The 23,467-nt window shown below is 62.4% G+C and carries 20 protein-coding genes; 10 read left to right on the plus strand and 10 right to left on the minus strand.

Features of this window, described 5'->3' with window-relative positions; translation table 11 throughout:
* Positions 1-10: 10 nt before the first annotated feature.
* A complete protein-coding gene (locus tag LNV09_RS01525; protein ID WP_263555303.1) occupies positions 11-535 on the minus strand; it encodes a GNAT family N-acetyltransferase in 525 nt (174 codons plus the stop codon).
* A 114-nt stretch (positions 536-649) separates the two neighbouring features.
* Between LNV09_RS01525 and LNV09_RS01530 the strand changes: the two genes are divergently transcribed.
* Positions 650-1,624, plus strand: coding sequence for an MBL fold metallo-hydrolase (locus tag LNV09_RS01530; protein ID WP_263555304.1), 975 nt, complete (start codon positions 650-652; stop codon positions 1,622-1,624).
* On the opposite strand, the gene LNV09_RS01535 is transcribed toward LNV09_RS01530, so the two are convergent.
* Positions 1,621-1,842, minus strand: coding sequence for a heavy-metal-associated domain-containing protein (locus LNV09_RS01535; RefSeq protein ID WP_263555305.1), 222 nt, complete (start codon positions 1,840-1,842; stop codon positions 1,621-1,623). The two genes, LNV09_RS01530 and LNV09_RS01535, sit on opposite strands and share 4 nt — an antisense overlap.
* Positions 1,843-2,028: 186 nt before the next feature.
* On the opposite strand from LNV09_RS01535, the gene LNV09_RS01540 reads away from it, so the two are divergent.
* On the plus strand, positions 2,029-2,604 hold the full coding sequence (locus LNV09_RS01540; RefSeq protein WP_263555306.1) for a hypothetical protein: 576 nt from the start codon (positions 2,029-2,031) through the stop codon (positions 2,602-2,604).
* Positions 2,605-2,608: 4 nt separating this feature from the next.
* Here the strand turns inward: LNV09_RS01540 and LNV09_RS01545 are convergent, their stop codons facing one another.
* Both LNV09_RS01545 and LNV09_RS01550 read right to left on the minus strand, forming a co-directional pair.
* Positions 2,609-2,794 carry a hypothetical protein gene (locus LNV09_RS01545; RefSeq protein WP_263555307.1) on the minus strand — a complete coding sequence of 62 codons (186 nt, stop codon included), beginning with the start codon at positions 2,792-2,794 and terminating at the stop codon, positions 2,609-2,611.
* Between the two features lie 125 nt (positions 2,795-2,919).
* On the minus strand, positions 2,920-3,594 hold the full coding sequence (locus LNV09_RS01550) for a response regulator transcription factor (RefSeq protein WP_263555308.1): 675 nt from the start codon (positions 3,592-3,594) through the stop codon (positions 2,920-2,922).
* A gap of 406 nt (positions 3,595-4,000) precedes the next feature.
* On the opposite strand from LNV09_RS01550, the gene LNV09_RS01555 reads away from it, so the two are divergent.
* The 3 genes from LNV09_RS01555 to LNV09_RS01565 all read left to right on the plus strand — a co-directional run bounded on the left by LNV09_RS01555 (position 4,001) and on the right by LNV09_RS01565 (position 7,624).
* The gene (locus LNV09_RS01555) at positions 4,001-6,622 is read left to right on the plus strand and encodes a TonB-dependent receptor (protein ID WP_263555309.1); all 2,622 of its coding nucleotides are present in this window, start codon (positions 4,001-4,003) and stop codon (positions 6,620-6,622) included.
* A 114-nt stretch (positions 6,623-6,736) separates the two neighbouring features.
* The gene (locus LNV09_RS01560; RefSeq protein ID WP_263555310.1) at positions 6,737-7,018 is read left to right on the plus strand and encodes a hypothetical protein; all 282 of its coding nucleotides are present in this window, start codon (positions 6,737-6,739) and stop codon (positions 7,016-7,018) included.
* 183 nt (positions 7,019-7,201) lie between these two features.
* Positions 7,202-7,624: a cupin domain-containing protein gene (locus LNV09_RS01565; RefSeq protein WP_263555311.1), complete on the plus strand. Its 423-nt coding sequence runs from the start codon at positions 7,202-7,204 to the stop codon at positions 7,622-7,624.
* A 21-nt stretch (positions 7,625-7,645) separates the two neighbouring features.
* Here the strand turns inward: LNV09_RS01565 and LNV09_RS01570 are convergent, their stop codons facing one another.
* Entirely contained in the window at positions 7,646-8,401 is a 756-nt protein-coding gene (locus tag LNV09_RS01570) for a glutathione S-transferase family protein (protein ID WP_263555312.1), read from the minus strand.
* Between the two features lie 131 nt (positions 8,402-8,532).
* On the opposite strand from LNV09_RS01570, the gene LNV09_RS01575 reads away from it, so the two are divergent.
* On the plus strand, positions 8,533-9,777 hold the full coding sequence (locus tag LNV09_RS01575; protein WP_263555313.1) for a polyhydroxyalkanoate depolymerase: 1,245 nt from the start codon (positions 8,533-8,535) through the stop codon (positions 9,775-9,777).
* 87 nt (positions 9,778-9,864) lie between these two features.
* Here the strand turns inward: LNV09_RS01575 and LNV09_RS01580 are convergent, their stop codons facing one another.
* Positions 9,865-11,493 (minus strand): peptide chain release factor 3, encoded by a 1,629-nt coding sequence (locus LNV09_RS01580; RefSeq protein WP_263555314.1) that lies wholly within the window; start codon positions 11,491-11,493, stop codon positions 9,865-9,867.
* A 162-nt stretch (positions 11,494-11,655) separates the two neighbouring features.
* On the opposite strand from LNV09_RS01580, the gene LNV09_RS01585 reads away from it, so the two are divergent.
* The 3 genes from LNV09_RS01585 to LNV09_RS01595 all read left to right on the plus strand — a co-directional run bounded on the left by LNV09_RS01585 (position 11,656) and on the right by LNV09_RS01595 (position 16,937).
* The gene (locus LNV09_RS01585; RefSeq protein WP_263555315.1) at positions 11,656-13,719 is read left to right on the plus strand and encodes a S9 family peptidase; all 2,064 of its coding nucleotides are present in this window, start codon (positions 11,656-11,658) and stop codon (positions 13,717-13,719) included.
* Between the two features lie 117 nt (positions 13,720-13,836).
* Positions 13,837-15,924: an alpha/beta hydrolase family protein gene (locus LNV09_RS01590; RefSeq protein ID WP_263555316.1), complete on the plus strand. Its 2,088-nt coding sequence runs from the start codon at positions 13,837-13,839 to the stop codon at positions 15,922-15,924.
* Positions 15,921-16,937, plus strand: coding sequence for a GNAT family N-acetyltransferase (locus tag LNV09_RS01595; protein WP_263555317.1), 1,017 nt, complete (start codon positions 15,921-15,923; stop codon positions 16,935-16,937). The genes LNV09_RS01590 and LNV09_RS01595 overlap by 4 nt, the downstream gene beginning before the upstream one ends.
* Positions 16,938-16,939: 2 nt before the next feature.
* On the opposite strand, the gene LNV09_RS01600 is transcribed toward LNV09_RS01595, so the two are convergent.
* From LNV09_RS01600 to LNV09_RS01610, 3 genes are all read right to left on the minus strand, one after another.
* Positions 16,940-17,527, minus strand: coding sequence for a hypothetical protein (locus tag LNV09_RS01600; RefSeq protein ID WP_263555318.1), 588 nt, complete (start codon positions 17,525-17,527; stop codon positions 16,940-16,942).
* Between the two features lie 10 nt (positions 17,528-17,537).
* Positions 17,538-18,110: a YajG family lipoprotein gene (locus LNV09_RS01605; RefSeq protein ID WP_263555319.1), complete on the minus strand. Its 573-nt coding sequence runs from the start codon at positions 18,108-18,110 to the stop codon at positions 17,538-17,540.
* A 64-nt stretch (positions 18,111-18,174) separates the two neighbouring features.
* Positions 18,175-18,639 carry a hypothetical protein gene (locus LNV09_RS01610; protein WP_263555320.1) on the minus strand — a complete coding sequence of 155 codons (465 nt, stop codon included), beginning with the start codon at positions 18,637-18,639 and terminating at the stop codon, positions 18,175-18,177.
* 570 nt (positions 18,640-19,209) lie between these two features.
* Here LNV09_RS01610 and LNV09_RS01615 point away from each other — a divergent pair.
* The gene (locus LNV09_RS01615; RefSeq protein WP_263555321.1) at positions 19,210-22,749 is read left to right on the plus strand and encodes a CHASE domain-containing hybrid sensor histidine kinase/response regulator family protein; all 3,540 of its coding nucleotides are present in this window, start codon (positions 19,210-19,212) and stop codon (positions 22,747-22,749) included.
* A gap of 114 nt (positions 22,750-22,863) precedes the next feature.
* Here LNV09_RS01615 and LNV09_RS01620 read toward each other — a convergent pair whose 3' ends face one another.
* The gene (locus tag LNV09_RS01620) at positions 22,864-23,364 is read right to left on the minus strand and encodes a Dps family protein (RefSeq protein WP_263555322.1); all 501 of its coding nucleotides are present in this window, start codon (positions 23,362-23,364) and stop codon (positions 22,864-22,866) included.
* Positions 23,365-23,467 lie beyond the last annotated feature (103 nt).

Raw genomic sequence — 23,467 nt, forward strand, 5'->3', positions numbered from 1 at the left:
AAAGCAATCATCAAGGTCGGTCACGTTTGGGCGGGTTTGGCGTGGGGCCGGCACCGCGCCAGCGCAGCAAGTATTCCAGCTCATTTTCGCCGTAGTCCAAAAAGCCCAGCCGTCGGTACAGCGCCTGCGCCGGGTTGCGCTTCAAGACGCCCAATTCAAGCCCGGCGCCGGCCGCTGCCGCTTCGCCCTGCAAAGCTCGCAGCAGCGCCGCGCCCAAACCCTGGCCTTGCAGCTCAGGCGCGATCTGTAGTTGATGGATCAGCCATGAGTCTTCGCTGCGGCTCATCTTCAGCAGCCCGGCGGCTTCGCCCCGGTGCAGCAAGATCTCGGCGATCTCGAACTTGAACATCACACGCGCCAGGTCGTTTTCTGCGTCTATCGGTATACCGGCCTCGGCCAGATAGGCATGAAAAGTCTGCTGCCGTAATCGCAGCAAGAAGGGCAGGTCGGCCAAAGTGGCCGGCCGGCTTGATAGGGTAAGGGCCAAGCTGGATCTGGGTGATACGTCTTGTCCGGTGCGGCTAGGTTTGTGCATGGCGTCTACAGTTAGGCGGGCGTGTTCTCAAGCGGGATTGTCAGCCCTCGCCAGCAAAAAGTCGGTGTGCTTGCTATGCTGCAGAGCCGATTTTGTGCAGCCTAAGGAAGACCCATGAACCGAATTGCCGCCTTCAGTTTTGCCCTCAGCACCTTTTGCGTCGCACTGAGCTCGGCGCTGCCGCTGGCCGCACAAGGCGCCGCCCCGCAAGTCAAAACCCAGGCACCCGGCTATTACCGAATGCTGCTCGGCGACTTCGAGATCACCGCCCTCAGCGACGGCACCGTCGCGCTGCCGATGGACAAGCTGCTGACGCAGGCCGCGCCGGGCGAGGTCAAGGCGGCGCTGGAGCGAGCCTATTTGAAGCTGCCGCTGGAGACGTCGGTCAATGCATATTTGGTCAACACGGGGGCGAAGCTAGTCTTGATCGATACCGGCGCGGCCGGCTTGTTCGGCCCGACCTTGGGTCGTTTGATGGGCAATCTGAAGGCCGCCGGCTACAGCCCGGAGCAGATCGATGAGGTCTACATCACCCATCTGCACGGCGACCATATGGGCGGCCTGGTGTCGCCCGAGGGCAAGCTGGCATTTCCCAACGCCGTGCTTCGCATGGACAAGGCCGAGGCCGAGCATTGGCTGAACAGTGAAAAGATGGCCAAAGCGGCCGCCGAGGATCAGTCCGGCTTCAAGAGCGCGATGGCCACCCTCAAGCCCTATCAAGACGCGGGCAAGCTGCTGACCTTCAGTGGCGCGACCCAGTTGGTGCCTGGTATCAGCAGCATCGCCACACCCGGTCACACGCCCGGCCACAGCGTCTATGCGGTCGAAAGCCAAGGCCAGAAGCTGCTCATTCTGGGTGATTTGATGCATGTGGCGGCGGTACAGTTCCCCAACCCGGCGGTGACGATTGCTTTCGACAGCGACGCCAAGGCCGCCGCGCCGCAGCGCCAGAAGATCTTTGCCGAGGCCGCCGAGAAGGGCCATGTCTTGGCCATCGCACATGTCTCCTTCCCGGGCCTGGGCCAGTTGCGGCCCAATGCCAAGAAGGGCTATGACTGGTTGCCGCTGAATTACAGCAGCAAGCCCTAAGCTTCGCTGATCTTGACCCGGCTTTCGTAACCCGCCTCGGCCAGCGCGGCGGCGATGTCCTCGGCTGAGATCATGGCTGTGTGGTTGACCCAGGCCTGGCGTTTGCCCAAGTCCACATCGGCTTGGTTCACGCAGGGCAGGTCCTGCAGCTCGAACATGACGGCGTCGGCGTCGTCTTGGCTTTGCAGGGCGGGGATTTCAAAGATGGTTTCTGGCATGGGCTGAGCTCGGTGAGGGGCTGATCGTAGCTGGCATAGGGCGCTCTTGCGTTCCTGGCCGTCTCGGCCTGATCCGCTTGCGCGACGGCCTATGCCTTGCTTTTGGCAGTTGGTCGAATGGCGCCGCGCCGCGCCCGCAGTCGCGTCTACATTGGCAGCCATCACTTTTTTATAAGCGATCCTGTCATGAAGCCACGTCCAATCAACCGCCTCTTTTCTGTCCCCCGCAGCTTGGCCACATTGGGCCTCGGTCTGGCACTGCTGTCGCCCGCCTGGGCTTATGCAGCGGACGCAGCAGCCGACACCGGCAAGAGCTTTGTTGCTGGCATCAATGTCAAGGAACAAGCCCGGCTGCAAGACATAGGTCTGCCGGCCTACCCCGGCGCTGTTGCGCAACAGGATGACAAAGACGACAAACCCGGCGTCACCGTTGGCCTGTCCTTAGGCCCTTTTGGTTTCAAACTGCTGGTCTCCAAGTTCTCGAGCGGCGACAGCATTGACAGCATCTCGGCCTTCTACCGCGAGGCACTCAGCAAGCACGGCCCCGTACTGGATTGCAGTTACGGCAGCCCGGCGGCGCTGGCCGCCAAGGCCGAACGAAAAAAGGGTGCCGAGCAAGGCTGCGCTGAGGTCAGCGGCGACCCCGGCGAGCGGGTCTACAAAACCGGCGCGGGCAAGAGCTTTCTCTTGGTGAGCCTCAAGCAAGCCAGCGCCAAAGAGGTGCACTTCCAGATGGTGCGCATGGAGCTGCGCGGGTTCTAGACCTCTAGACTTCGGCCGGCCCCACCTCGAAGCCCATCAAGACCGAGGCCAGCTCCAGGGAGCGCCACAGATGAGCCGGCATCTCGAGGATCTTCTCGGGCGTCTTGGCGCGTGTAGTCCAGCTCAGGATTTCAAAGTGCTGATCCGGCGTCAAGAACTTCTGCGCCAGCATTTCGTTCAAGGTCTGCATGATGAAGGGCTCCTGCTTGGGCAGCGGTGGACGCGAACGGTCCTCCGTTGGCGTCCAATATCGCAGAAAGCCGCCGTCTGTGCTCGACACTTTGCCAAAGGCCTGGGCAAGGCACGATCACGGCCTCACAAGGCTTGCCGGCGATCGATCACATAACCGACGTTTCTGACGGTTCTCACGTAGCCTTCGCCGAGCTTCTTGCGCAGCTTTGAGATCTGCACATCCAGCACATTGCTGGCGCGGCCGACCACGCTGGAGCCGATTTGTTCCTCCAGCACACGGCGCGTCTGCACCCGGTCGGCGCGGGTGGCCAGCGCGCTGAGCAGCAGGTATTCGCTGCGCGACAGCTCCAGCGGCCGACCGTCGATGCTGGCGCGCTGAGCGCCAAGATGCAGGCTCAGGCCGCGCAGGTCCAATCGTTCAGGGTCGACGCCGCAGCTGCGGCAAGTCAGCGCCCGAATGCGCGCGCGCAGTTCGGCGGGCGCGAATGGCTTGAGCAAAAAGTCGTGCGCTGCGCCAGCGTCGGCGCCAAAGTGGCGACCGTCATCCAAGCGGTCCAGGGTTGTCACGCACAAGGCGGGCGTCTTCGGCCAGTCGCGGCGCAGATGCTGCAGCAACTGCTGACCGGCGTCGTCCGCCACACCCATGTCCAACAAGACGAGATCGATGCCATCGCCTTCGAGTTGGCTCAGCGCGCCAGTGAGTTGTCGCACCCAGGTCACACGGTAGCCGTAGTCCGCCAGTTCGCAGCGTATCTGGTGCGCAAGTTCAAGTTGATCTTCAAACAGCAAGACGTTCATGCCCCTATTGAATACCGAGCGAGAGGCGTAAATCGAAAGTCATGAGCCTTCAGCTGCGCCGGCTTTTTTGAACCGCCAAAGTTGCTTGTTAGGCCCGTGACTTCAGGCATGGCCAAGGCAGGCCGTTCGGGCCGGGCGATGTTGGCTGCAGGCGACGCCAGCCGCCAGTGACCACCCCATACGGGGTCGAATTTAGCTGCCGTTTAACTGTTCATAGGCTGCCGTTTAGCTTGCCATGGAAGAGTGGCTTGACTGCAAAACCAGAGCCAAGCTGCGAATCAAGCCTTCGTTGCACGGCCACAACGCAGTGATCGGCGGGCCAGACCCGGTCGTCGATCAAAAACCTGCCCAAGGCCAAAACATGTGCCACGGGCAAACCCAAGCAAAGTCTTTTGAGGAGATGTTCGTGAAGAAAACCCATATCAGTCTGGCCGTGGCCTTGCTGGCCGCGTTCAGCGTGCAAGCTCAGGCGCAGCAACAACAATTGGACCGCGTCGAAGTGACCGGCTCCGCGATCAAACGCATTGATGGTGAGACCGCCAATCCGGTCACCGTCATCAAGATGAGCGATTTGAAGAACGAAGGCGTCACGTCGGTGGAGCAAATGCTGAGCCGGATTTCAGCCAGCCAGACCACCCAAAGCGGCAGCCAGGCCGTCGGCTCGGCCACCGGTGGTGCGACCTTCGCCAATTTGCGTGGTCTGGGCCAAGACAAGACGCTGGTGCTCTTGAACGGTCGGCGTATCGCCAACAACGCGCTCGACGCGACCGCACCCGATCTGAACATGATCCCGTTCGCGGCGATCGAACGGGTTGAAGTGTTGCGTGACGGCGCCTCGGCGCTGTACGGCACCGACGCGATCGGCGGCGTCATCAACTTCATCACCAAGAAGAGCTTCACCGGCGGCACCATCACGCTGGGTCTGGACTCGCCGCAAAAGGAAGGCGCCAAGTCCAAGAACTTCAACCTCGGCGGCGGCTATGGTGATCTGGCCAAGGACAAGTTCAATATCTTCGCCGTGTTTGACTACAGCCAGCAAGATCCGCTCAACGCCAGCCAGCGCCCCTTTGTCAACCGCGGCACGCCGAAGACTTCGGCGACGCCGTTCCCGGCCAATTACTACCAGAACGACGATAGCGCCAATCCGGCTGCGCCAGGCTGCGCCTCGCCGATGTTGGTCTCCGACGGTGCCGTCGGGTGCAAATACCTGTTCTCGCGCGTGGTCGACCTGGTGCCCGAAACCAAGCGCCTGTCGGGCTTGGCCAAGGCCAGCGTGCAGCTGAGCGACGACCATCTGCTGAGCTTCGAATACTTCCGCGCCGAGAACACCAACAAGACCGTGGTCGCCGGCGTGCCTTACGGCGCCCTGAGCATGGACCCCGGCACCAAGTACTACCCCGGCAATGGCATCACGCCGGCCGCGCCGGCTTCGGCCAAGATCGACGCCAAGCTGCCGATCACCGTCAAGATGCGGGATGAAATCAGCGGCGGCCGCGCTGACGAAAGTGTCAACACACAGCAGCGCTTTGTCGCGAATCTGGAAGGCACCCTGGCCGGCTGGGATTACCAAACCGGCTTGGCCTATAACGAAAACGAGATCACCAACAAATTGATCGGGGGCTACACCGACGGCGCGCAAATTTCGGCCGGCGTCAAGACCGGCGTGATCAACCCGTTCGGGCCGCAAGACGCTGCTGGTAAAGCCGTGTTTGAAAAGGCAGCGGTCCGCGGAACGCTCTATACCGGCCTGGGCAAGGTCACATCGTTGGACTTGAAGGCGAGCCGCGAACTCGGCAATTGGCTGGGTGCTGGCAACGCCGGCCTGGCCTTGGGCACCGAGTACCGCAAGGAAGATTTCACCAACAAGGCCAATACCGAGTTTGCCGAGAAAGTCGTGGCCAGTACCGGCTATGACCCGGCGATCAACAACCATGGCACCCGCAATGTCAGCGCCGTCTATGGTGAAGTTTCCTTGCCCGTGCTGGCGGGTCTGGAGTTGGGCGGTGCCTTGCGTTATGACCGTTATAGCGATTCGGGCAGCACCACCAATCCGAAGTTCACGTTCCGCTATCAGCCCAACAAGCAGATGCTGATGCGCGGTTCTTACTCGACCGGCTTCCGGGCGCCTTCTTTGTATGAGCTGAATGCGCCGCAGACCTTCACCAACACGGGCAACAACCACGACGATCCTGTGCGTTGCCCGGGCGGCAAGCCTATCCCCGGCGCGCCAAAGGCGGCCAACTGCGACCAGCAGTTCCAGTCTCTCGCCGGCGGCAACCCCAATCTCAAGCCTGAAACCTCGGTCAACAAGACTCTGGGCTTTGTGTTCGAGCCCATGGTGGACGCCAGCGTGGGCCTGGACTTCTGGTGGATCAGCTACGAGCACAAGATCGACGTGCTGCCAGAGAACACCGTGTTCGCCGACCCGGTCAAGTATGCAAGCCTGTTCCACCGTGCCGCCGACGGCAGTTTGGCCACCGACGGCTCGCTTTGCCCCGGTGTGAAATGCGGTTATGTCGAGCTGCTGACCAAGAATCTGGGCGGTGTCAGAACCAACGGTGTTGACCTGACGGCCAATTACCGTCTGCGCACAGCTTCGCTGGGCAACTTCAGCGTTGGCCTGAACGGCACTTATGTCAGCAAGTACGAGTATCAGAACGAAGAGAACGGTGCCTGGATTCAACGCGCCGGCACCTACAGCGGCAACAACGGCCCGATCTTCCGCTGGTCACAGTCCCTGAGCCTGGGCTGGAAGCTGGGTGACTTTGGCCTCGGCCTGGTGAATCGCTACAAGACCGGCTACACGGACGAAGATCCAAAGCACAAGGTCGACAGCTACTCGATCTGGGATATGTACGGTACTTGGGCGCCGATCAAGTCGGTCTCGCTGACGGCCGGCGTGCGCAACTTGCTCAACCAGGATCCGCCGTTCTCCAACCAGACGCGTACCTTCCAGACCGGCTTTGATCCACGCTTTGCCGATCCGGTCGGCCGGGTGTACTACGCTCGCGCGGGCTATACCTTCTGATGCCAGGCGTTTAGCCGATTAGCAGTGAGTTGAGGGGTGCGGCCGAAGTGGGTCGCACCCATTTTTTTGTCTGAAACAGATCAATTGGTCGACAGGTAAACAGGGAGAACAAGCATGCAAACAAACAGCGACAAAGGCATGAATTCGATGGCCGCTTGGGGCCTGAGCATTTTGCTGAGCCTAGGGGCCGCCGGCTGTGCTGCGCCAGCGCAGACCAGCACCGGCAAACAACCTTACGAAGCGCCGGAGACCCTCACCGGCAGCATGTTGAAGCGCGCGCCGGCGCGGCCCAATACGCCACACACGCCGGAAGAAGCGGCCGAGTTGGAGGCGCTGCGCAAGGAGATCAGCCAGCAAGGCAGTGCGCATATCGACAAAGGTGGCGCACCCCGGTAGCGCTGCAAGGTTTGGGTTCGGCGCGCGCTGGCCAGGCCGTCGACCCGAACCACGCCCTTGGTTCTGAAGTGCCTTCACGTGGAGGCTTGGCCTGCTCGGAAATTCTCACTGGCTAAGGTGAGGCCGGGAACGGTTTATGCATACCGGCCAGGGGTGACCAAGCTCTTGGACGGAGATCGAACCATGACGGATCAGACGAGCACCCAGTTCTCCCACATCAAGCCCAGCGACACCGAGTGGCGCAGCGATGGGTTGCGGGACTTCTTTCTCTACAAGGACCTTGGCATTGCCGCAGCCACCCATGGCCGCGTGATCGCGCACCTTGTGAAGGCGAATATGGCACCAGTCAAGGGCACCGGCTGGCACCGGCATGAGGCGGAATTCCAGATCGTCTTCATGACCAAGGGCTGGGCGCGCTTTATGTATGGCGATCAGGAGACCCTGGTCGAGGCCGGCGACTGCGTTCACCAGCGTCCGGGCATCGTACATTACCTGTTCGACTATTCGCCCGATATGGAATATCTGGAGATCGTCTCGCCGGCGGACTTCAAGTCCATCGACATGCCGGCGGCCGCCGAGGTGCCCTTGCCGGCGCCTTGGCCTTGATGGCAGTGTGCAAAGGGATACTCAGAAATCCATGTCCAGTTGCTCGATTTCCTCGGGCTCCAGCAGTGCGGCGGCGCGCCATGCCTGCATCTCGGGCATGGCCATGATGGTGCGGCAATAGTCGGCGCAGGCCTTGTTGAGCGGCACCTCGTAAGTCAGGAAGCGCGTCACCACCGGCGCATACATCGCGTCAGCCATGCCGCGCTGGGCGCCGAACAGAAAAGGCCCGCCATAGCGGCCCAGGCAATCGGTCCAGATCTCCTTGATGCGTTCGATGTCGGGCAGGGCGCCGGCCCAGATCTTGTGGCCGGGGTAGTGAGCCTTCAGATTCATTGGCAGCGAGGCGCGCAGATTGGCAAAGCCCGAGTTCATCTCGCCGCTGACCGAGCGGCAATGCGCGCGCGCCAATCTATCGTCCGGCATCAGCCCCGCATCGGGCTTGATCTCGTCCAGGTATTGGGCGATGGCCAGCGTGTTCCAGACCTTGGCACCGTCATGGCTGAGGCAGGGCACGAGGATCGAAGGCGCCAGCAGCAGCAACTCGCGGCGCGCGTCGGCGTCGTCGGGCGAGACCATTTGTTCCTCGAAGTCCAGCCCGGCAAAGCGGGCCAGCAGCCAGCCCCGCAGCGACCAGGACGAGTAGTTTTTGCTGCTCAGCGTCAGTTGCGCTTTGGTGGAGGCCGGGCTCAACGGGCTTGCCTTGGGTGCAGCGGCTGCTTTGCTGGCCGACTTGCTGCTTGCTGTGCGGCGGGGCTTGGGCGGCGATGCTGCGGGCATATCGGTCTCCGATCAATGTGGGGGCAGCTACGTGCACGCAAAGCCTGTGCCAAGGCCCTGACTAGGGCAAACACCGAGTTCTTGGCGCGTTACTTGCATGTCACCAGCATCCCTTCACTGGAGAGCGCACCATGTTGTACCAAGCCTTTCAAGTGCAATCCGATCTCATGTGGCCTATGCGCATGGCTTCCAAGCTGTCCTTGCCCTTTTTGCAAGACAGTGCCTCGGGAGCGGCCCGCTCCCCGTCAATGCGCCGCATGGCGGCGGCTTGTCATGTGATGGAGCTGGCTCAGGTGACCCACAAGCGCCCGCCCTGGCGTATCGATCAAATCGCCAAACGCGGGCTCGGCCGCGAGCCGGGCGCGGCTGGCGAAGCTTGGACGGTGCAGGAGGAAGTCGTGCTGAGCACGCCGTTTTGCACCTTGCTGCGCTTTGCCAAGCTCGACGCGCCGCCGTCACCCAAGGTGCTGGTGGTCGCGCCGATGTCGGGCCATTTCGCCACGCTCTTGCGTGACACCGTGCGCACCCTGCTGCAGGACCATGATGTTTATGTGACCGATTGGCATAATGTGCGCGACGTGGCGCTGGCGGACGGCCGTTTTGGCTTGGACGAGTACACCCAGACCATCATGGACTTTGTGGCCGCGATGGGGCCGGGCGTCAATATCGTGGCGGTTTGCCAGCCCTGTGTTTCGGCGCTGGCCGCCGTGGCGCTGATGTCGGAAGACGCCCACCCAGCCACGCCCGCCAGCCTGACCCTGATGGCCGGCCCGATCGACTGCCGCATCAACCCGACCGGCGTCAACAAGCTCGCCGTCACCAAGCCGATCGAATGGTTCGAGAAGAATCTGATCAGCCAGGTCCCCTGGCGCCATGCGGGCGAAGGCCGGCGGGTCTATCCGGGTTTTGTTCAGCTGTCCGCCTTCATGAGCATGAACAAGGACAGGCATAGCGATGCCTTCAAGGCTTACTACCAGCACCTGGTCGCCGATGAGTTCGACAAGGCCGAGGTGACGCGCACTTTTTACGAGGAATACATGGCGGTCGCCGATCTATCGGCCGACTTCTATCTGGAGACCGTCAAGCTGGTGTTCCAGGACTACGCGCTGCCCAAGGGCGAGCTGCGTTTCCGTGGCCGCCTGGTCGATCCGGCGGCTATCCGGCGTACCGCGCTGCTGACGGTGGAGGGCGAGCGTGATGACATCTGCGCGGTCGGCCAGACCCTGGCCGCGCAGGACCTGGCCAGCAGCCTGCGGCCCTATCTGCGCAGCCATTATGTGCAGCCCAATGTCGGCCATTACGGCGTCTTCAGCGGGCGGCGCTGGCAGAACGAGATCTATCCGGTGCTGAGGAATGTGATCCAGTTGTCGCAGTAGAAGGCTCAATCCGGCCTTAGCACGCGAGACGTGCACGGCGTTCGTCGGGCGTCGGGAAGGCTGCAGTAGCCTTCCCTCGGTCCCGACTCACCCATCCAGGCGTTTCTGGAATACCAGACCCGCATGCTCGCGCAAGGCGTGGAACTTGATCTTCGGCCAGTTGGCCTCGATCGCGCGCAGCTCGGGCGCGTACTCGACCAGCACGGTCGGTGCGTCGACCGCGTCATAGGCCATGCGGTGATCATTCGCGTCGATGAAGCGCTTGAGCTCATTCGCGTCATCGCAAGTGACCCAGCGCGCGACCTGGAAGCGGCTCGGCATGATGCGGGCCTTGCAGCCGTATTCATGCTCCAAGCGGTGCGCCACCACTTCAAACTGCAGCTGGCCCACGGCGCCAAGCAGCAGCACCGAGCCGGCAATCGGGCGGAAGACCTGGATCGCGCCTTCTTCGCCGAGCTGGGTCAGGCCGGCCTTGAGCTGCTTGGTACGCAGCGGGTCGGCCACTTCCACCGAGCGGAACATTTCCGGCGCGAAGAAGGGCAGGCCGGTGAATTGCAAAGCTTCGCCTTCGGTGATGGTGTCACCGAGCTGCAGCACGCCATGGTTGGGGATACCGATGATGTCGCCCGCATAGGCCTCATCCAGCAGCTCGCGGCGCTGCGACAAGAAGCTGACCACGGTGTTGGGGCGTAACTCCTTACCCGAGCGCACGACCTTGAGCCGCATGCCGCGCTCGAAATGCCCGCTGACGACGCGCAAAAACGCAATCCGGTCGCGGTGCGAGGGGTCCATATTGGCCTGGATCTTGAACACCACGCCGGTGAACTTGGGCTCGTCCGGCTGCACCACGCGCTGCATCGCGGCGCGCTCGGCCGGTGCCGGCGCCAGCTCGACCAGCGCGTCCAGAATCTCTTGCACGCCGAAATTGTTGACGGCCGAGCCGAAGAACATCGGCGTCAGTTTGCCGCTCAGGAAATCATCCAGATTGAACTCGGCCGCTGCGTCCTGCACCAGCTCGATCTCGCCCTCGGCCTGCTCGTACTGCATGCCGAAGCGCTCGGCATAGGCGGGGTTGTTGAGGCCCTGCAGGATCTCGTCGTCGCCGCCGGCCTTGCCCTCGCCGGGCGAAAACACGCGCATCTGCTTTTGGCGCAGGTCCATCACGCCGTGAAAATGCTTGCCCATGCCGACCGGCCAAGTGAAGGGCACGACCGTCATACCGAGTTCGCGTTCGATCTCGTCCATCAGGGCCAGCGGGTCTTGCACCTCGCGGTCCATCTTGTTGACGAAGGTCAGGATGGGCGTGTTGCGGGCCCGGCAGACCTGCAGCAGGCGGCGGGTTTGCGGCTCGACGCCGTTGGCCGCGTCGATCACCATCAGCGCCGCGTCGACTGCGGTCAACACCCGGTAGGTATCTTCCGAGAAGTCCTGGTGACCGGGGGTGTCGAGCAGATTGATCACGCAGTCGCGGTATTCCATCTGCATCACGCTAGACGCCACCGAAATGCCGCGCTGCTTCTCGATTTCCATCCAGTCGGAGGTTGCGTGGCGGGTCGCCTTGCGGGCCTTGACCGAGCCGGCGATCTGGATCGCGCCCGAGAACAGCAAGAGCTTTTCGGTCAGCGTGGTTTTGCCGGCATCCGGGTGAGAAATGATCGCAAAGGTGCGGCGGCGCTTAACTTCGGTTTGAATTTGGCTGGGCAGATCGGCTGACATAGTGGCGCTCGCTCGGCGCTTAGCTGGGGTAGCCGCACGCTTGGGTCGAAAAAAGGAGGTCGCCGATTATCGCAGCGGCCTTGCTGCGCCGGTTTGCACTTGTTTCTTCGGTTGGCCGTTTGCTATCCTGCGGGCATTAAAAAGAGCAGGGGGAGAACACAGATGCACATCAAACCAGCCTTGTCGGTATTCGCTCGTGGCCTGTTGATCCCGGCGTTGGCCTGGCTTGGTCTTGTGACGGCAGCAGGCGCCGCAACGAATGCTCCGGCTGCCGAACCGATCCCGATCGAGCGTTTCTTCCAGCGCCCGGCGCTGCTGGAGGCGCAGCTCTCGCCTTCGGGCAAGCAACTCGCCTTGACCACTTCGCGAGGCAGCGATCGGGTGGGCTTGGTGGTGATTGACTTGGCCTCGGGCGAGGCCAAGGCGATGCGCGCCGCGTCCTTTTCAGACGTTGATATCACGCAGTTTGCCTGGGTGGGCGAGAACCGCTTGGTATTCAGCGTCCTTGATTTGCAGGCCGGTGGCGCCGAAGACCGGCGTTATGCACCGGGTCTGTATGCGGTCAACCCGGACGGCAAGGACTTGCGCCAGTTGGTGCGACGCCAAGGCACGCCGTTTGTCAGCAATGGCAATTCACTCAACCGCGCCTTGGAGTGGAACCATGTCTTGCTGCATGTGCCCTTGCAGCAAGACGGCGTGACGCCCGAAGAGGTGGTCGTCGGCAAGATGAACTTTGGCCGCGACCAGATCGAGTCCGTCGTGCCGATTTGGTTGAACACTCGCAGCGGCCGCATCCGCAGCTTCGATCTGAATGCGCCTCCCCATACGGTGTCCTGGATGTTTGACAGCAGAGGTGAGGCCCGGGTCGCGGGCACGCTGAGTGGGGGCCGGCAGGCGCTGCATTGGCGCGGTCCGGGTGAGAGCAAATGGCGTCAACTGAGCGAGAGCGATGTGCTCAACACGCCCTTTACACCCTCGGCGGTCGATGATGCCGGCAATCTCTATGTGAGTTTCAGCGAAGGCCCGGAGGGCTATGCAGTGTTGAGCCGCTTTGACTTTGAGAAAGGCGCACCGCTCATGCCGGCGCTGGTGACCACGCCCGGCTTTGACTTCAGCGGCAGCCTCGTGCTGGACCGCATTGGCGCGCGCGCTTTGGGCGTGCGTGTAGACACCGACGGCGAGCAGACCGTTTGGTTTGATGCCGGCATGAAGCGCATGCAGGCGCTGGCCGATGAGGTTTTGCCGGGCCGCGTCAACCGGCTCAACTGTCGGCGTTGCGGCGCCGATGACATGGTGGTGCTGGTGCGCAGCTATTCCGACCGCGAGCCCGGGCGCCTGTATCTGTATGAAGCCGCCACGCAGCGCTGGCAGCCGGTCAGCCGTGTCTTGGACGATGTCGAGGCCAAGCAGATGGCGACCGTGGACTTGCATCGAATCAAGGCACGCGATGGCCGCGACCTGCCGGTCTGGCTGACGCAGCCGCCAGGCAGCAAAGCAGGGCAGCCGCTACCGGCCGTGGTGCTGGTGCACGGCGGCCCTTGGGCGCGCGGGGGGCATTGGCAGTGGGATGCAATGGCGCAGTTTCTGGCTTCGCGGGGCTACCTCGTGATCAGTCCCGAATTCCGCGGCAGCACCGGCTACGGCAGCGCACATTACCAGGCCGGTTGGAAGCAATGGGGTCAGGCGATGCAGGACGATGTGGCCGACGCCTTGCTGTGGGCGCAAAAGCAGGGCCTGGCCAGTGACAAGGCCTGCATCGCCGGGGCCAGCTACGGTGGCTATAGCGCGTTGATGGGCTTGGTGCGCCATCCGGAGCTGTACCGCTGCGGTGTCGCTTGGGTGGCGGTGACCGACCCCTTCTTGTTGTTGGAAGGCTCCTGGTGGGTCGAAGATGATTCGAACGGTTTGGCGCGCAAGCACATGCTGCCGCAGCTGGTGGGCGAGGCCGACAAAGATGCCGAGATGCTGAAGGCCAACTCGCCGCTGCTGCAAGCCAAGCAGATCAAAGCGCCGCTGCTCTTGGCCTTTGGCGACGCCGATCGGCGCGTGCCACTGGCCCATGGCGAGCGCCTGCGTGCCGCTTTGCGCGAGGCCGGGCGCCCGCCCGAATGGGTGGTCTACGCAGACGAAGCGCATGGCTGGCGCCAGGTCAGCAATCAAGTCGATTTCGCGCGGCGGGTCGAGAAGTTTCTGGGCCAGCATCTTTTGCAGGCCGGTGCGCATTAAAGGGTCTTGCCTGACCGCGGTTCGCCGGCTCGGATAGGCGAAGACCCTAGGCTGCCCGGCGTTGTCCGCTTGCTATCCTCCCAGCCCTAAATGGGCCAAGCCCCAGAGGGAGCGGAGATGAGCAGCGTAGCGAACGTCGTGGTGAAGCGGCAAGGCAGGTGGCGGCATTGGCTGTTGGGGCTGAGCACCTTGGGCTTGGCCCTGGGCCTGCCGGCGCTGGTGGTGGCGCAATCGCCGGTCAAGGGCGCGGCCGCCTTGCCGCCGGTGCCGATCGAGAGCTTTTTCCAGCGTCCGGCGGTGCTTGCGGCCAAGCTCTCACCGTCGGGCCAAAAGCTGGCCCTGACCACGGCGCGCGGTGGTAACCGTGTTGGCCTGGTAGTGCTGGATCTAACCCAGCCCGGTGCCCAGCCGAAGCGGGCCGCGACCTTCGCAGACTCTGACATCAATGAGTTCTATTGGGTCGGCGACAACCGCTTGGTCTTTGGCCTGCGCGATCTTGAAGATGCCGAGAACTCCAGGCGTTACGGGCCGGGGCTGTATGGCGTCAACCCGGATGGCAGCAATTTGAAGCAGCTGATTCACCGGCAGAATGCAGCCCCTGACTTTTTCATTGCCGACGAGCGCATGTTGGACGGCAAGTACCGGCTCTTGATGGTGCCTGAGCAACAGCCGGCCGTAGCACCCGATGAGGTGCTCATCGGCTTGCATGAGTCTGGGCCAGATTATGAAGTCACGCATATCTCGCCGATGTGGCTCAACGTTCGCAATGGCCGCACTCGCAGCATCGATCTGAAGGAGCCGCCTCACACGCTGAGGTGGATGTTTGACAGCAAGGGTGAGGCAAGGGTGGCCCTTACCCACCACAAGGGGCGCATGGGCTTTCATTGGCGCGGGCCGGGTGACTTGAACTGGCGCCTATTGGCCGAGAGTGACGAGCTTGACCCGCCGTTTGAGCCGGAGGCCGTCGACGATCTCGGCAACCTCTATGTGCGCTTCAGTGATGGCCCGGAGGGCCTGAAGGTCTTGAGCCGCTTTGACTTCGACAAGGGTGTGCCGCGCAAACCGGCGCTGGTCGTGGTGCCCGGCTTTGATTTCACCGGTCGCGTGTTGGGCGGGCACTTCGGCGAGCGGGCCCTGGGCGTGCGCGTTATTTCCGATGGCGAGCAAAGTATTTGGTTCGACGAGGGCATGAAGCGCATGCAGGCGCTGGCCGATGAGCGCCTGCCTGATCGGGTCAACCGGCTCAGCTGCGCGCGCTGCGGTGCGGAGGACATGGTCGTGCTGGTGCGCTCTTCTTCCGACCGCGACCCCGGTCGCTACTACTTGTACGAAGCTGCCAACAAGCGCTGGCAGTCCATCAGCATTGTGATGGCCGACATCGACCCCGAGCGCATGGCGACGGTGGAATTGCACCGCATCAAGGCCCGCGATGGCCGCGAATTGCCGGTCTGGCTGACCCAACCGGCCGACGCCAAGTCCGGCCAAGCGCTGCCCGCCGTGGTGACAGTGCATCCCGGGCCTTGGCGCCGGGGCAGCTATTGGGAATGGGAGCCCTATGCCCAGTTCTTGGCCTCGCGCGGCTATCTGGTGATCAATGTCGAATACCGAGGCAGCGCCGGCTACGGCGACGCGCATTACAAGGCGGGTTGGAAGCAATGGGGTCAGGCCATGCAGGACGATGTGGCGGACGCCTTGCTCTGGGCGCAGCAGCAGGGCCGGGCCAGCAACAAGGCCTGTATCTACGGTGCAGCCTATGGCGGCTACAGCGCACTGATGGGTTTGGTGCGCCACCCCGACCTGTACCGTTGCGGTATTGCGGCGGTCGCCTGGACCGACCCCTTCTTGCTCTTGCAGGGCTCTTGGATAGGCACCGACAACATCAGCAACTATGCCCGCAAGTATTGGCTGCCGCAGGTGCTGGGCGATGCGCAAAAGGACAAGGCGTTGCTGACGGCCAATTCGCCGCTGGCCCAGGCCAAGCAGATTCGAGCGCCGGTGCTGCTGGCCTATGGCGAAAAGGACATGATCGCGCCCATAGCCCACGGCGAAAAGATGCGTGAGGCCTTGCATGAAGCGGGCCGGCCGCCCGAGTGGGTCAGTTATGCCGGCGAGGGGCATGTTTGGCTGCAGACCAATAACAAGGTCGATTTCATCCGCAGGGTCGAGAAGTTCCTGGCCCAGCATTTGAAGAGCGAGGCGCCTTGAGCGCTGAGGCGCCAGCAGGCATCCCGACTCGCCTCGAAAGCGAGCGCCTGATCCTGCGCCCCTTTGTGCACAGCGACTGGCCGGCCTTGCACGCCCATTACGCCGACCCCGAATGCACCCGCTTCACCTTCGGCCGCGCCTTGAGCGAGGGCGAGAGTTGGCGCGCGTTGGCCAGCATGGCGGGCCACTGGGTGCTGCGCGGTTACGGCCCCTATGCGCTGGAGCACAAAGTTACGGGCGCGGTGATAGGTGCGACCGGGCTTTGGTATCCGAACGACTGGCCGGAGCCGGAGATCAAATGGGCCTTGAGCCGCGCCTTCTGGGGTCAAGGCTTGGCCAGCGAGGCGGTGCGGGCGGTGCAGGCGATGGCCTTGCGCGCAGCGCCCAAGCTGCCGCTGATCAGCTTTATCAATGCCCAAAACCAAGCCTCGATCCGGCTGGCGCTGGCGGTTGGCGCAAGGCTGGAACTTGAGCGGGAATTTCGCGGCAGTGCCTGGCAACTCTATCGCCACCCCGGCTATGCAGCGCAAACCGTCAGCCTCAAAGCGCTGGACCCGCACTGTGCCGACGCGCAAGCGCTGCTGGCTGCTTCGGATCGTCTGATGGCGGCGCTGTATCCGGCGCTGGCCAGCGAACATTTGGCCAGCGCCGCCGCGCTGAGTCAGCCCGAAGTTTTGTTTCTCGGCGTCTGGGTCGGCTCTGAGCTGGCCGGTTGCGGCGCGGTCAAACGCGTGCCGCCTCTTGCTGGCGAAGCAGCTTACGGCGAAATCAAGCGGGTTTTTGTGAGCCCCGAGCGGCGCGGGCACGGCCTGTCCAAGCTGCTGATGCAGCGTCTGGAGCAGGACTTGATCGACCGCGGCATTGGGCTTGCTCGCCTGGAAACCGGCATTCGTCAGCCCGAGGCTTTGGCGCTCTACGCCCGCTTGGGCTACCGGCGCTGCGGACCGGTTGGCAGCAATCTGGCGGATGAGACGGGGGTGTTTATGCAGAAGCAGCTGAAGCCGAAGCTCTAGCTCTAGCGCAAGGCAGGAGCTGAATCGGAAATTGCTTTGATGAGCTTTTTCAAGACATCATCGGCCGCGCGTTTCGCCGCGAGCGAATGATCAGATTTGAATTCATCAAATTCTGCCCGTCCCTCGCCTTGTACCCTGATTTCCTTGACCGGCTTGCCCTGCAAGTCGAGGAATGGCAAGTTGATATCGATGGAGAAGTAAGTTGGTGGCCAAGTCAAGGCGCTGCTTGATGATGATGTCGTTGTAATGTTAGGCGTGACGAGATAGCTATAGCCCTCAGACTTGAGTTTGGGCTCGTCCAAGCCCTTGACCTTGCTGACCTCCGCAAACGACTTGGACAATGCGGAATAAAGCCCGAGTTCCAAGTCTCGGTACGGGAAGTAGCTGACCTTGTCTCCTCCACCGCCCGGCGTCGTGACTTCGCGTGCCCGGTCTGTCTCGGCAATCACCAAGCCCAGTTTTTTGTCGATTTTCGCGGCGCTGATGTTTGAATAGTCAACTGAATTTGGGTTCAGCAAAATCGGCCTTGCGCATCCCGCCAAGGATGCAGCGAGAGTCAAGGAAAGAAGGATAGAAAGCCAGTGTTTCATTTTGGAGACCTTACTTGATGGCGGATTGGAAGGCTGGGTCTGACAGCAATTGATTCAGTAGTTTTTGAACCATCAACGGATATTGTTGCTGCGCCTTTGAAATCGCAATGGCGCCCATGAGGGACGACTCCCAAGACATTTCGGTGCGGTGCGTCTTGTCATAGCGTTGCACGCCTGCAAGCTTGACGATAAAGCGCGCTTCGATTTCTCCGCTATTGGTCGATATGCCTCCCGCCGCAATATCGTTCTTGAGCAGCAAACCGCTGATTTCTATGGCCGACCCTGCGTCAAGCTTGCCCGCCATCGACAACTCTTGACGTAGCGCATCGGCCAAGTATTCCGCGAAGTTGCTGCCCAGAGGTGAAACCATGGATGAGCCACGCAGGCCGATCGAACTCGCCCCGGTGGCCCCAGCGTTTACGGTGAACGCACCGACGGCCACGGGCTTTGGTGCCGTCTTGATCAGGCTGAGGTTGTCCACCGAAAGTTGGTAGTACTGTGCCTTGCTTGCACAGCCGCCGAGAAAGACCATCGCAACGGCGAGGGCGGATCCCAGGGTTAGAGAATAAGCGCTTCTTTTCATGCTGGCCTTTCAACGCAGAGGCAGGAACACGGGCAAATTGCTTGCTCAGCGGCGAGTGCTGGTTTTACTTGGCGGCGCCGCTTGCGGCAGCGGAAGGCGCAGCAGGATCTGGTGCCGGTGTTGGTGCGACCAACACGCCATTTGTGCCCATGACCACCGTGATCACAGCTGGATAGTCATAGGCGGCACCCGTGGCCACATCTACGCCCGCGCCGATGACGCCGCCCAAGAGGATGTTGCCGAATGCCATGCCCTTGGTGGATGACTTGACAGTCAACAAGCCGGTTTTGTAGTCAGGCTTTTCACAGGTGATCGACAGATCTTGAAAACTGCGGTTCACCGTCGTGCTTCCCGGTGAGGTGAGGTACCAGGAGCCCTTGTCATTGCTGAGTTTGCAGTTCGCTCCAGATACGACGCCGGTGTCCGCGCGCGTCTCAACGGTCAGGGGCTGGTTAGTGCCGCTGACGATGGAAGCGCAGCCAGTGAGTTGCAACAGAGCCAGTGCGAAAAGGGACGTGGAGAGCTTCATTGAATTTGGTGGACCTGAAAATTGGTGGGACACAAGCACCCAACAACAGCAACCAGGGGCTCCGCGCGTCGAAAGCGTGGTGCTTTGATGATTGATCTGTCTTGTCGCGAATGGGGGGGGGTCGTGGCTCAACGCGGGTCTGCCCGCCGGGAACGGCAGGCGCCAGATATGCCACGACTATTTGACTTTGACCTCCCTACTCGTCGACTGTTGTCGCTCTTGAGCTTGCCTTACCAAGAGTAAGGCGGGGCGGATGGTAGCAGCGAAAATTTGCGCGCTTATAAGTAGTCACCCTGCTTTGCGTTGAAGTGTGGCCAATTGCTCGCACCCGCGTGCGCAGGCCAGCGAGTTCGGTTTTATTGGTATGCAGCTCGCAAAAGCGAGGCGTCTCTTGCGGGCCGTGAGGCTTTGGAGATGTGCAAGTTCATGCAGAAACGGTGATGGACCTGCGGCGGATACGCCAGCAGGCCGAAAAGCTGTCATTTCAGCCCGCCCTCGGCGACCGAGTTCGGATAGCATCGTGAAAGCAAGGGTGAAGACCAACCGGCATCTCCGAGAACGGAATCCCGCATGGCGTTTTGGCAGCGACTTTTGGCGCGTTCCGGCGGTAGGGGGCTGACGCTGCTGCTGTTGCTGCTCGGGCTGGGCCTGTCGGCGCTGGCGGGCCTGTGGCAACGGCACGCGATAGAGACCGAAGCTGAGGCCGAGTTCTTGCGCAATGTCGAGCGCACGGCCAGCGAAGTTGAACACCGTTTTGCCCAGCCCATCTACGGTTTGAAGGGCGTGCGTGGCGCCTATGCGGCCAGCCAGGCGCTGCGCCAGCAACTCAGCCGGGCCGAGTTTCGCGCCAATATCGGCTCGCGCGAACTCGCCGTCGAGTTCCCCGGCGTGCGCGGTTTTGGCTATATCGAGCATGTCTTTCGCGCCGAGCTGGAGCGGTTTTTGGCCGCCGAGCGCGCCGACGGTGAGCCCGGCTTTGCCATCCGTCAGCTGGCGGAGCTCCATCATCCCGACCTGTTTGTGATCAAGCTGATCGAACCGGCCGCCCACAATATTGGTGCGCTGGGCCTCGATGTCGGCTCGGAGGCCTTGCGGCGAGCCGGTGCCGAGTTGGCTGCCGACACCGGCCTGCCCACCATCAGCGGCGCCATCGTCTTGGTGCAGGACCAAACGAAGTCGCCGGGCATGTTGCTTTATGTGCCGGTGTTCCGCCGTGGCGTGCCGCTGGACAATCCCGAGCAGCGCCGTGCGGCCTTGCTGGGTCTGCTCTATGCGCCCATCGTGCTCAACGAATTGTTGGGTGATATGCCGGATGTGAAATCCGGGCGCATCGATTTTGAGCTCTACGACGCCCGTCCCGGCGCGGCGCTGGGCGCGCCTATCTTCGATGGCGACGGCCATGTGCGAGCCTTGGCGCCGGGCCAATCCGATTCCACGGGGCGGCGCTTCAGCCATCAACGCGGGCTCACCATCGTCAATCGGCCGCTGACCTTGCGCATGAACAGCACGCCGCAGTTCGACGCCAGCCTGGATCACAGCACACCTTGGTTGCTGTTTGGGGCGGGCGCCTTGGTCACCATCCTCTTGGCCGCGCTGCTGCGTCAACAAGCCCTAGGGCGGGAGCTGGCCGAGGCCAAGGCAGAGGCCAAAACAGCCGAGCTTGTGGTCGCACAGCGTGACAATCAAGCGCTGCTGAACACGCTGAATTTGGCCGCCATTGTTTCGGTGGCCGACAGCGAGGGCCGTATCACCATGGCCAATGACGCTTTCTGCAATATCAGCGGCTACGCACGTGAGGACTTGCTCGGCCAGACCCACAGAATCGTCAACTCGGGTCTGCAGCCGGCGCAGCCCTGGTCCGAGATCTGGCAGGTCATCAGTGCCGGCTTTGCCTGGCGCGGCGAGGTTTGCAACCGCGCCAAAGACGGCTCGCTCTTTTGGGTCGATACCTTTATCGCGCCGGTGCTGGGAGCGGACGAGCAGATCGAGAAATACATCGCGATCCGCACCGACATCACCGCCAGGAAAGCCGTGGAGCAGGCTTTGCAGCGCGCCATCGAAGCAGCCGAAGCGGCCTCGATTGCCAAGAGCCAATTTCTCGCCAATATGAGCCATGAAATCCGTACGCCTATGAATGCGGTGCTGGGCATGTTGACCTTGTTGCGCAAGACCGAGATGACGCCGCGCCAGGCCGATTACGCGGCCAAAAGTGACGGCGCCGCGCGTCAGTTGCTGGGCCTGCTCAACGAGATCCTCGACTTCTCCAAGATCGAAGCCGGCAAGATGGAGCTGGACCCGCAGCCCTTTGGACTTGAGCAACTGCTGCGTGATTTGGCGGTGATTCTGGCCGCCGGGGTTGGCGCCAAGCCGGTCGAGGTCTTGTTCGACATTGACCCGCAATTGCCGCGCAGCCTGGTCGGCGACGCGATGCGCTTGCAGCAGGTCTTGATCAATCTGGGCGGCAATGCGATCAAATTCACTGCCAGCGGCGAGGTGCTGTTGCGCGTGCAGGTGCTGCAACGCAGTGCGGAAGAAGTGACGCTGCAATTCAGCGTGCGCGACAGCGGCATAGGCATCGCCGCCGAAAACCAAACGCGCATTTTCAGCGGCTTCACGCAGGCCGAATCTTCGACCACGCGGCGCTTCGGCGGCACCGGACTTGGCGTAGCCATCAGCCAGCGCTTTGTGGCGCTGATGGGCGGCGAGTTGAAGTTGGACAGTGAACTCGGGCGCGGCAGTCGCTTTGCCTTCACCATCACCTTGCCACTTCCGAAGCCTGCGACCCTGTCTGAACAAGCTCTCGACGCCGAGCCGCCGCAGGGCGCCGCCTGGCGCACTTTGATCGTCGATGACAACACCCACGCACGTGCCTTGCTCGCGCGCATGGGCCAGGGCTTGGGTTGGCAGGTCGAGCAGGCGGCCAGCGGCGAGCAAGCCTTGAAGCTGCTGCAGGCCAAGGCAGAAGCCGGCGCCCCGTTTCAATTGGTGTTTGTCGATGGGCAGATGCCGGGGCTGGACGGGTGGCAAACCTGCCAGCGCATCCGTGAGCTTGGGCTCAAGGGCGATGCGCCGGTGTTGCTGATGGTGACGGCGCAGGGTCGTGACCTGTATGCGCAACAGGCCCAGGCCGAGCATGACAGCGTGGACGGCTTCGTGCTCAAGCCCTTGACCGCGGCTATGCTGTCCGACGCCGCGCGCACCGCACGTGAAGCGTGCAGCCAAGCTCAACCAGTCCTGCAAGCCGGCACGGCGGCGGGCGAGCAGCGGCTCGCTTCTTTACGCCTGCTGTTGGTGGAAGATAACCCCAACAATCAACAGGTCGCGTCCGAGTTGCTCATCGACGAAGGCGCCGTGGTGGAGATTGCCAACCACGGCCGCGAGGCGGTCGAGCTGCTGGTGGCGGCGCCCGAGGCCTTCGACGTGGTCTTGATGGACCTGCAAATGCCGGTGATGGATGGCCTCAGCGCCACGCGCTTCATTCGCCAGGAATTGGCGCTGACGCGCTTGCCCATTGTGGCGATGACCGCCAACGCGATGAGCTCCGACCGCGAGGCTTGTCTGGCTGCCGGCATGAATGACCATATCGGCAAACCCTTCAATCTCGATGAGCTGGTGCGGGTGCTGCGCAAGCTTGGCGGGCTGGAGGACAAGCCTGCCGAGGCCGCTCAAGCGGACGCGGACGCAGCGCCTGCCGCGCTTGCTGCGGACAGTGCCGCCGCCTTGGCGGCCGGCGTGGACCTTGACCTGGCGCTGCGCCGGCTCGGTGGCAAACGGGCCAGCTATATCCGCTTGCTGGGCAGCTTTGTAAGTGATCTGGCCTTGCTGCCGGAACAGCTGCGCGGGCAGGTGGCGCAAGGCGATTTTGAATCGGCCACAAGGCTGCTGCACACGCTCAAGGGCACGGCCGCCACGCTCGGCGCCACGGCCATGGCGGCCGAGGCGGGTGAGGCCGAAGCGCGCTTGGGCGGCTGGCGCCAGCAGCCACCCGTCGATGCCGCCGAGGCCAGCCAAGTCTGCGAGGCCAGCTGTGCGCTGATGAGCGCGGCCAAGCCTGGCTTGCAGACGCTGCACGAGGCATTGCAAGTCTTGCAGTCACTGCAAAAGCCTTGAAGCTGCTCAATCCTCCAACACAGGCCTGAGCATCCAGGCCGTCTGTTGGCTGCACCGCCACACGACCGGCGCTTTGCGCCTACCCTATCTGCTGCGCAGACAGGGTTTGGCTACTCAGTCGTCCAGCAGACTCCTGAGCATCCAGGCCGTCTGTTCATGAACGGTCAAGCGCTGGGTCAACAAGTCGGCGGTCGGCTCATCGGAGGCCCCGCCCACCACAGCGAATAGCGCCCGCGCGGTGCGTGCCACGCCTTCATGGCCTTCCACCAGAATGCGCACCATCTCCAAGGCTTTGGGCGGCTTGGCCGGTGCGTCCGGCAGCGAACTCAACGCGGCAAATTGCGCATAGGAGCCGGGCGCCACATGGCCCAGCGAGCGAATCCGCTCGGCGATCGGGTCGACTGCATTCCACAGCTCGGTGTACTGCAGCATGAACATCTGGTGCAGGGTGTTGAACATCGGCCCGGTCACGTTCCAGTGGAAGTTGTGCGTGGTCAGGTAGAGGGTGTAGGTGTCGGCCAGCAGCTTGGACAAACCCAAGCTGATGGCCTCACGATCCTTGGCGCTGATGCCGATATTGATCGCGGCAGATGGGGCGGCAGTCTTTTTGGCCATAGGGGGCTCCTGTGTGAATTGGGATGTTCAAGCCATTGGGCAAGCACCACTATAGGGCAGCTGAACGGGCTCAGCGCAGCGCGCTGCCCGGCTTACAGGCTCA

This window comes from Paucibacter sp. B2R-40, assembly GCF_025717555.1.
In the GTDB taxonomy this organism is placed as follows: Bacteria; Pseudomonadota; Gammaproteobacteria; order Burkholderiales; family Burkholderiaceae_C; genus Paucibacter_A.

Bases quoted from the DNA above. Each gene is read 5' to 3' on its own strand.
- LNV09_RS01535 (WP_263555305.1), bottom strand. From the start codon at position 1,842: ATGCCAGAAACCATCTTTGAAATCCCCGCCCTGCAAAGCCAAGACGAC.
- LNV09_RS01525 (WP_263555303.1), bottom strand. From the start codon at position 535: ATGCACAAACCTAGCCGCACCGGACAAGACGTATCACCCAGATCCAGC.
- LNV09_RS01615 (WP_263555321.1), top strand. From the start codon at position 19,210: ATGGCGTTTTGGCAGCGACTTTTGGCGCGTTCCGGCGGTAGGGGGCTG.
- LNV09_RS01560 (WP_263555310.1), top strand. From the start codon at position 6,737: ATGCAAACAAACAGCGACAAAGGCATGAATTCGATGGCCGCTTGGGGC.
- LNV09_RS01565 (WP_263555311.1), top strand. From the start codon at position 7,202: ATGACGGATCAGACGAGCACCCAGTTCTCCCACATCAAGCCCAGCGAC.
- LNV09_RS01585 (WP_263555315.1), top strand. From the start codon at position 11,656: ATGCACATCAAACCAGCCTTGTCGGTATTCGCTCGTGGCCTGTTGATC.
- LNV09_RS01540 (WP_263555306.1), top strand. From the start codon at position 2,029: ATGAAGCCACGTCCAATCAACCGCCTCTTTTCTGTCCCCCGCAGCTTG.
- LNV09_RS01530 (WP_263555304.1), top strand. From the start codon at position 650: ATGAACCGAATTGCCGCCTTCAGTTTTGCCCTCAGCACCTTTTGCGTC.
- LNV09_RS01590 (WP_263555316.1), top strand. From the start codon at position 13,837: ATGAGCAGCGTAGCGAACGTCGTGGTGAAGCGGCAAGGCAGGTGGCGG.
- LNV09_RS01605 (WP_263555319.1), bottom strand. From the start codon at position 18,110: ATGAAAAGAAGCGCTTATTCTCTAACCCTGGGATCCGCCCTCGCCGTT.
- LNV09_RS01620 (WP_263555322.1), bottom strand. From the start codon at position 23,364: ATGGCCAAAAAGACTGCCGCCCCATCTGCCGCGATCAATATCGGCATC.
- LNV09_RS01550 (WP_263555308.1), bottom strand. From the start codon at position 3,594: ATGAACGTCTTGCTGTTTGAAGATCAACTTGAACTTGCGCACCAGATA.
- LNV09_RS01600 (WP_263555318.1), bottom strand. From the start codon at position 17,527: ATGAAACACTGGCTTTCTATCCTTCTTTCCTTGACTCTCGCTGCATCC.
- LNV09_RS01580 (WP_263555314.1), bottom strand. From the start codon at position 11,493: ATGTCAGCCGATCTGCCCAGCCAAATTCAAACCGAAGTTAAGCGCCGC.
- LNV09_RS01545 (WP_263555307.1), bottom strand. From the start codon at position 2,794: ATGCAGACCTTGAACGAAATGCTGGCGCAGAAGTTCTTGACGCCGGAT.
- LNV09_RS01575 (WP_263555313.1), top strand. From the start codon at position 8,533: ATGTTGTACCAAGCCTTTCAAGTGCAATCCGATCTCATGTGGCCTATG.
- LNV09_RS01610 (WP_263555320.1), bottom strand. From the start codon at position 18,639: ATGAAGCTCTCCACGTCCCTTTTCGCACTGGCTCTGTTGCAACTCACT.
- LNV09_RS01570 (WP_263555312.1), bottom strand. From the start codon at position 8,401: ATGCCCGCAGCATCGCCGCCCAAGCCCCGCCGCACAGCAAGCAGCAAG.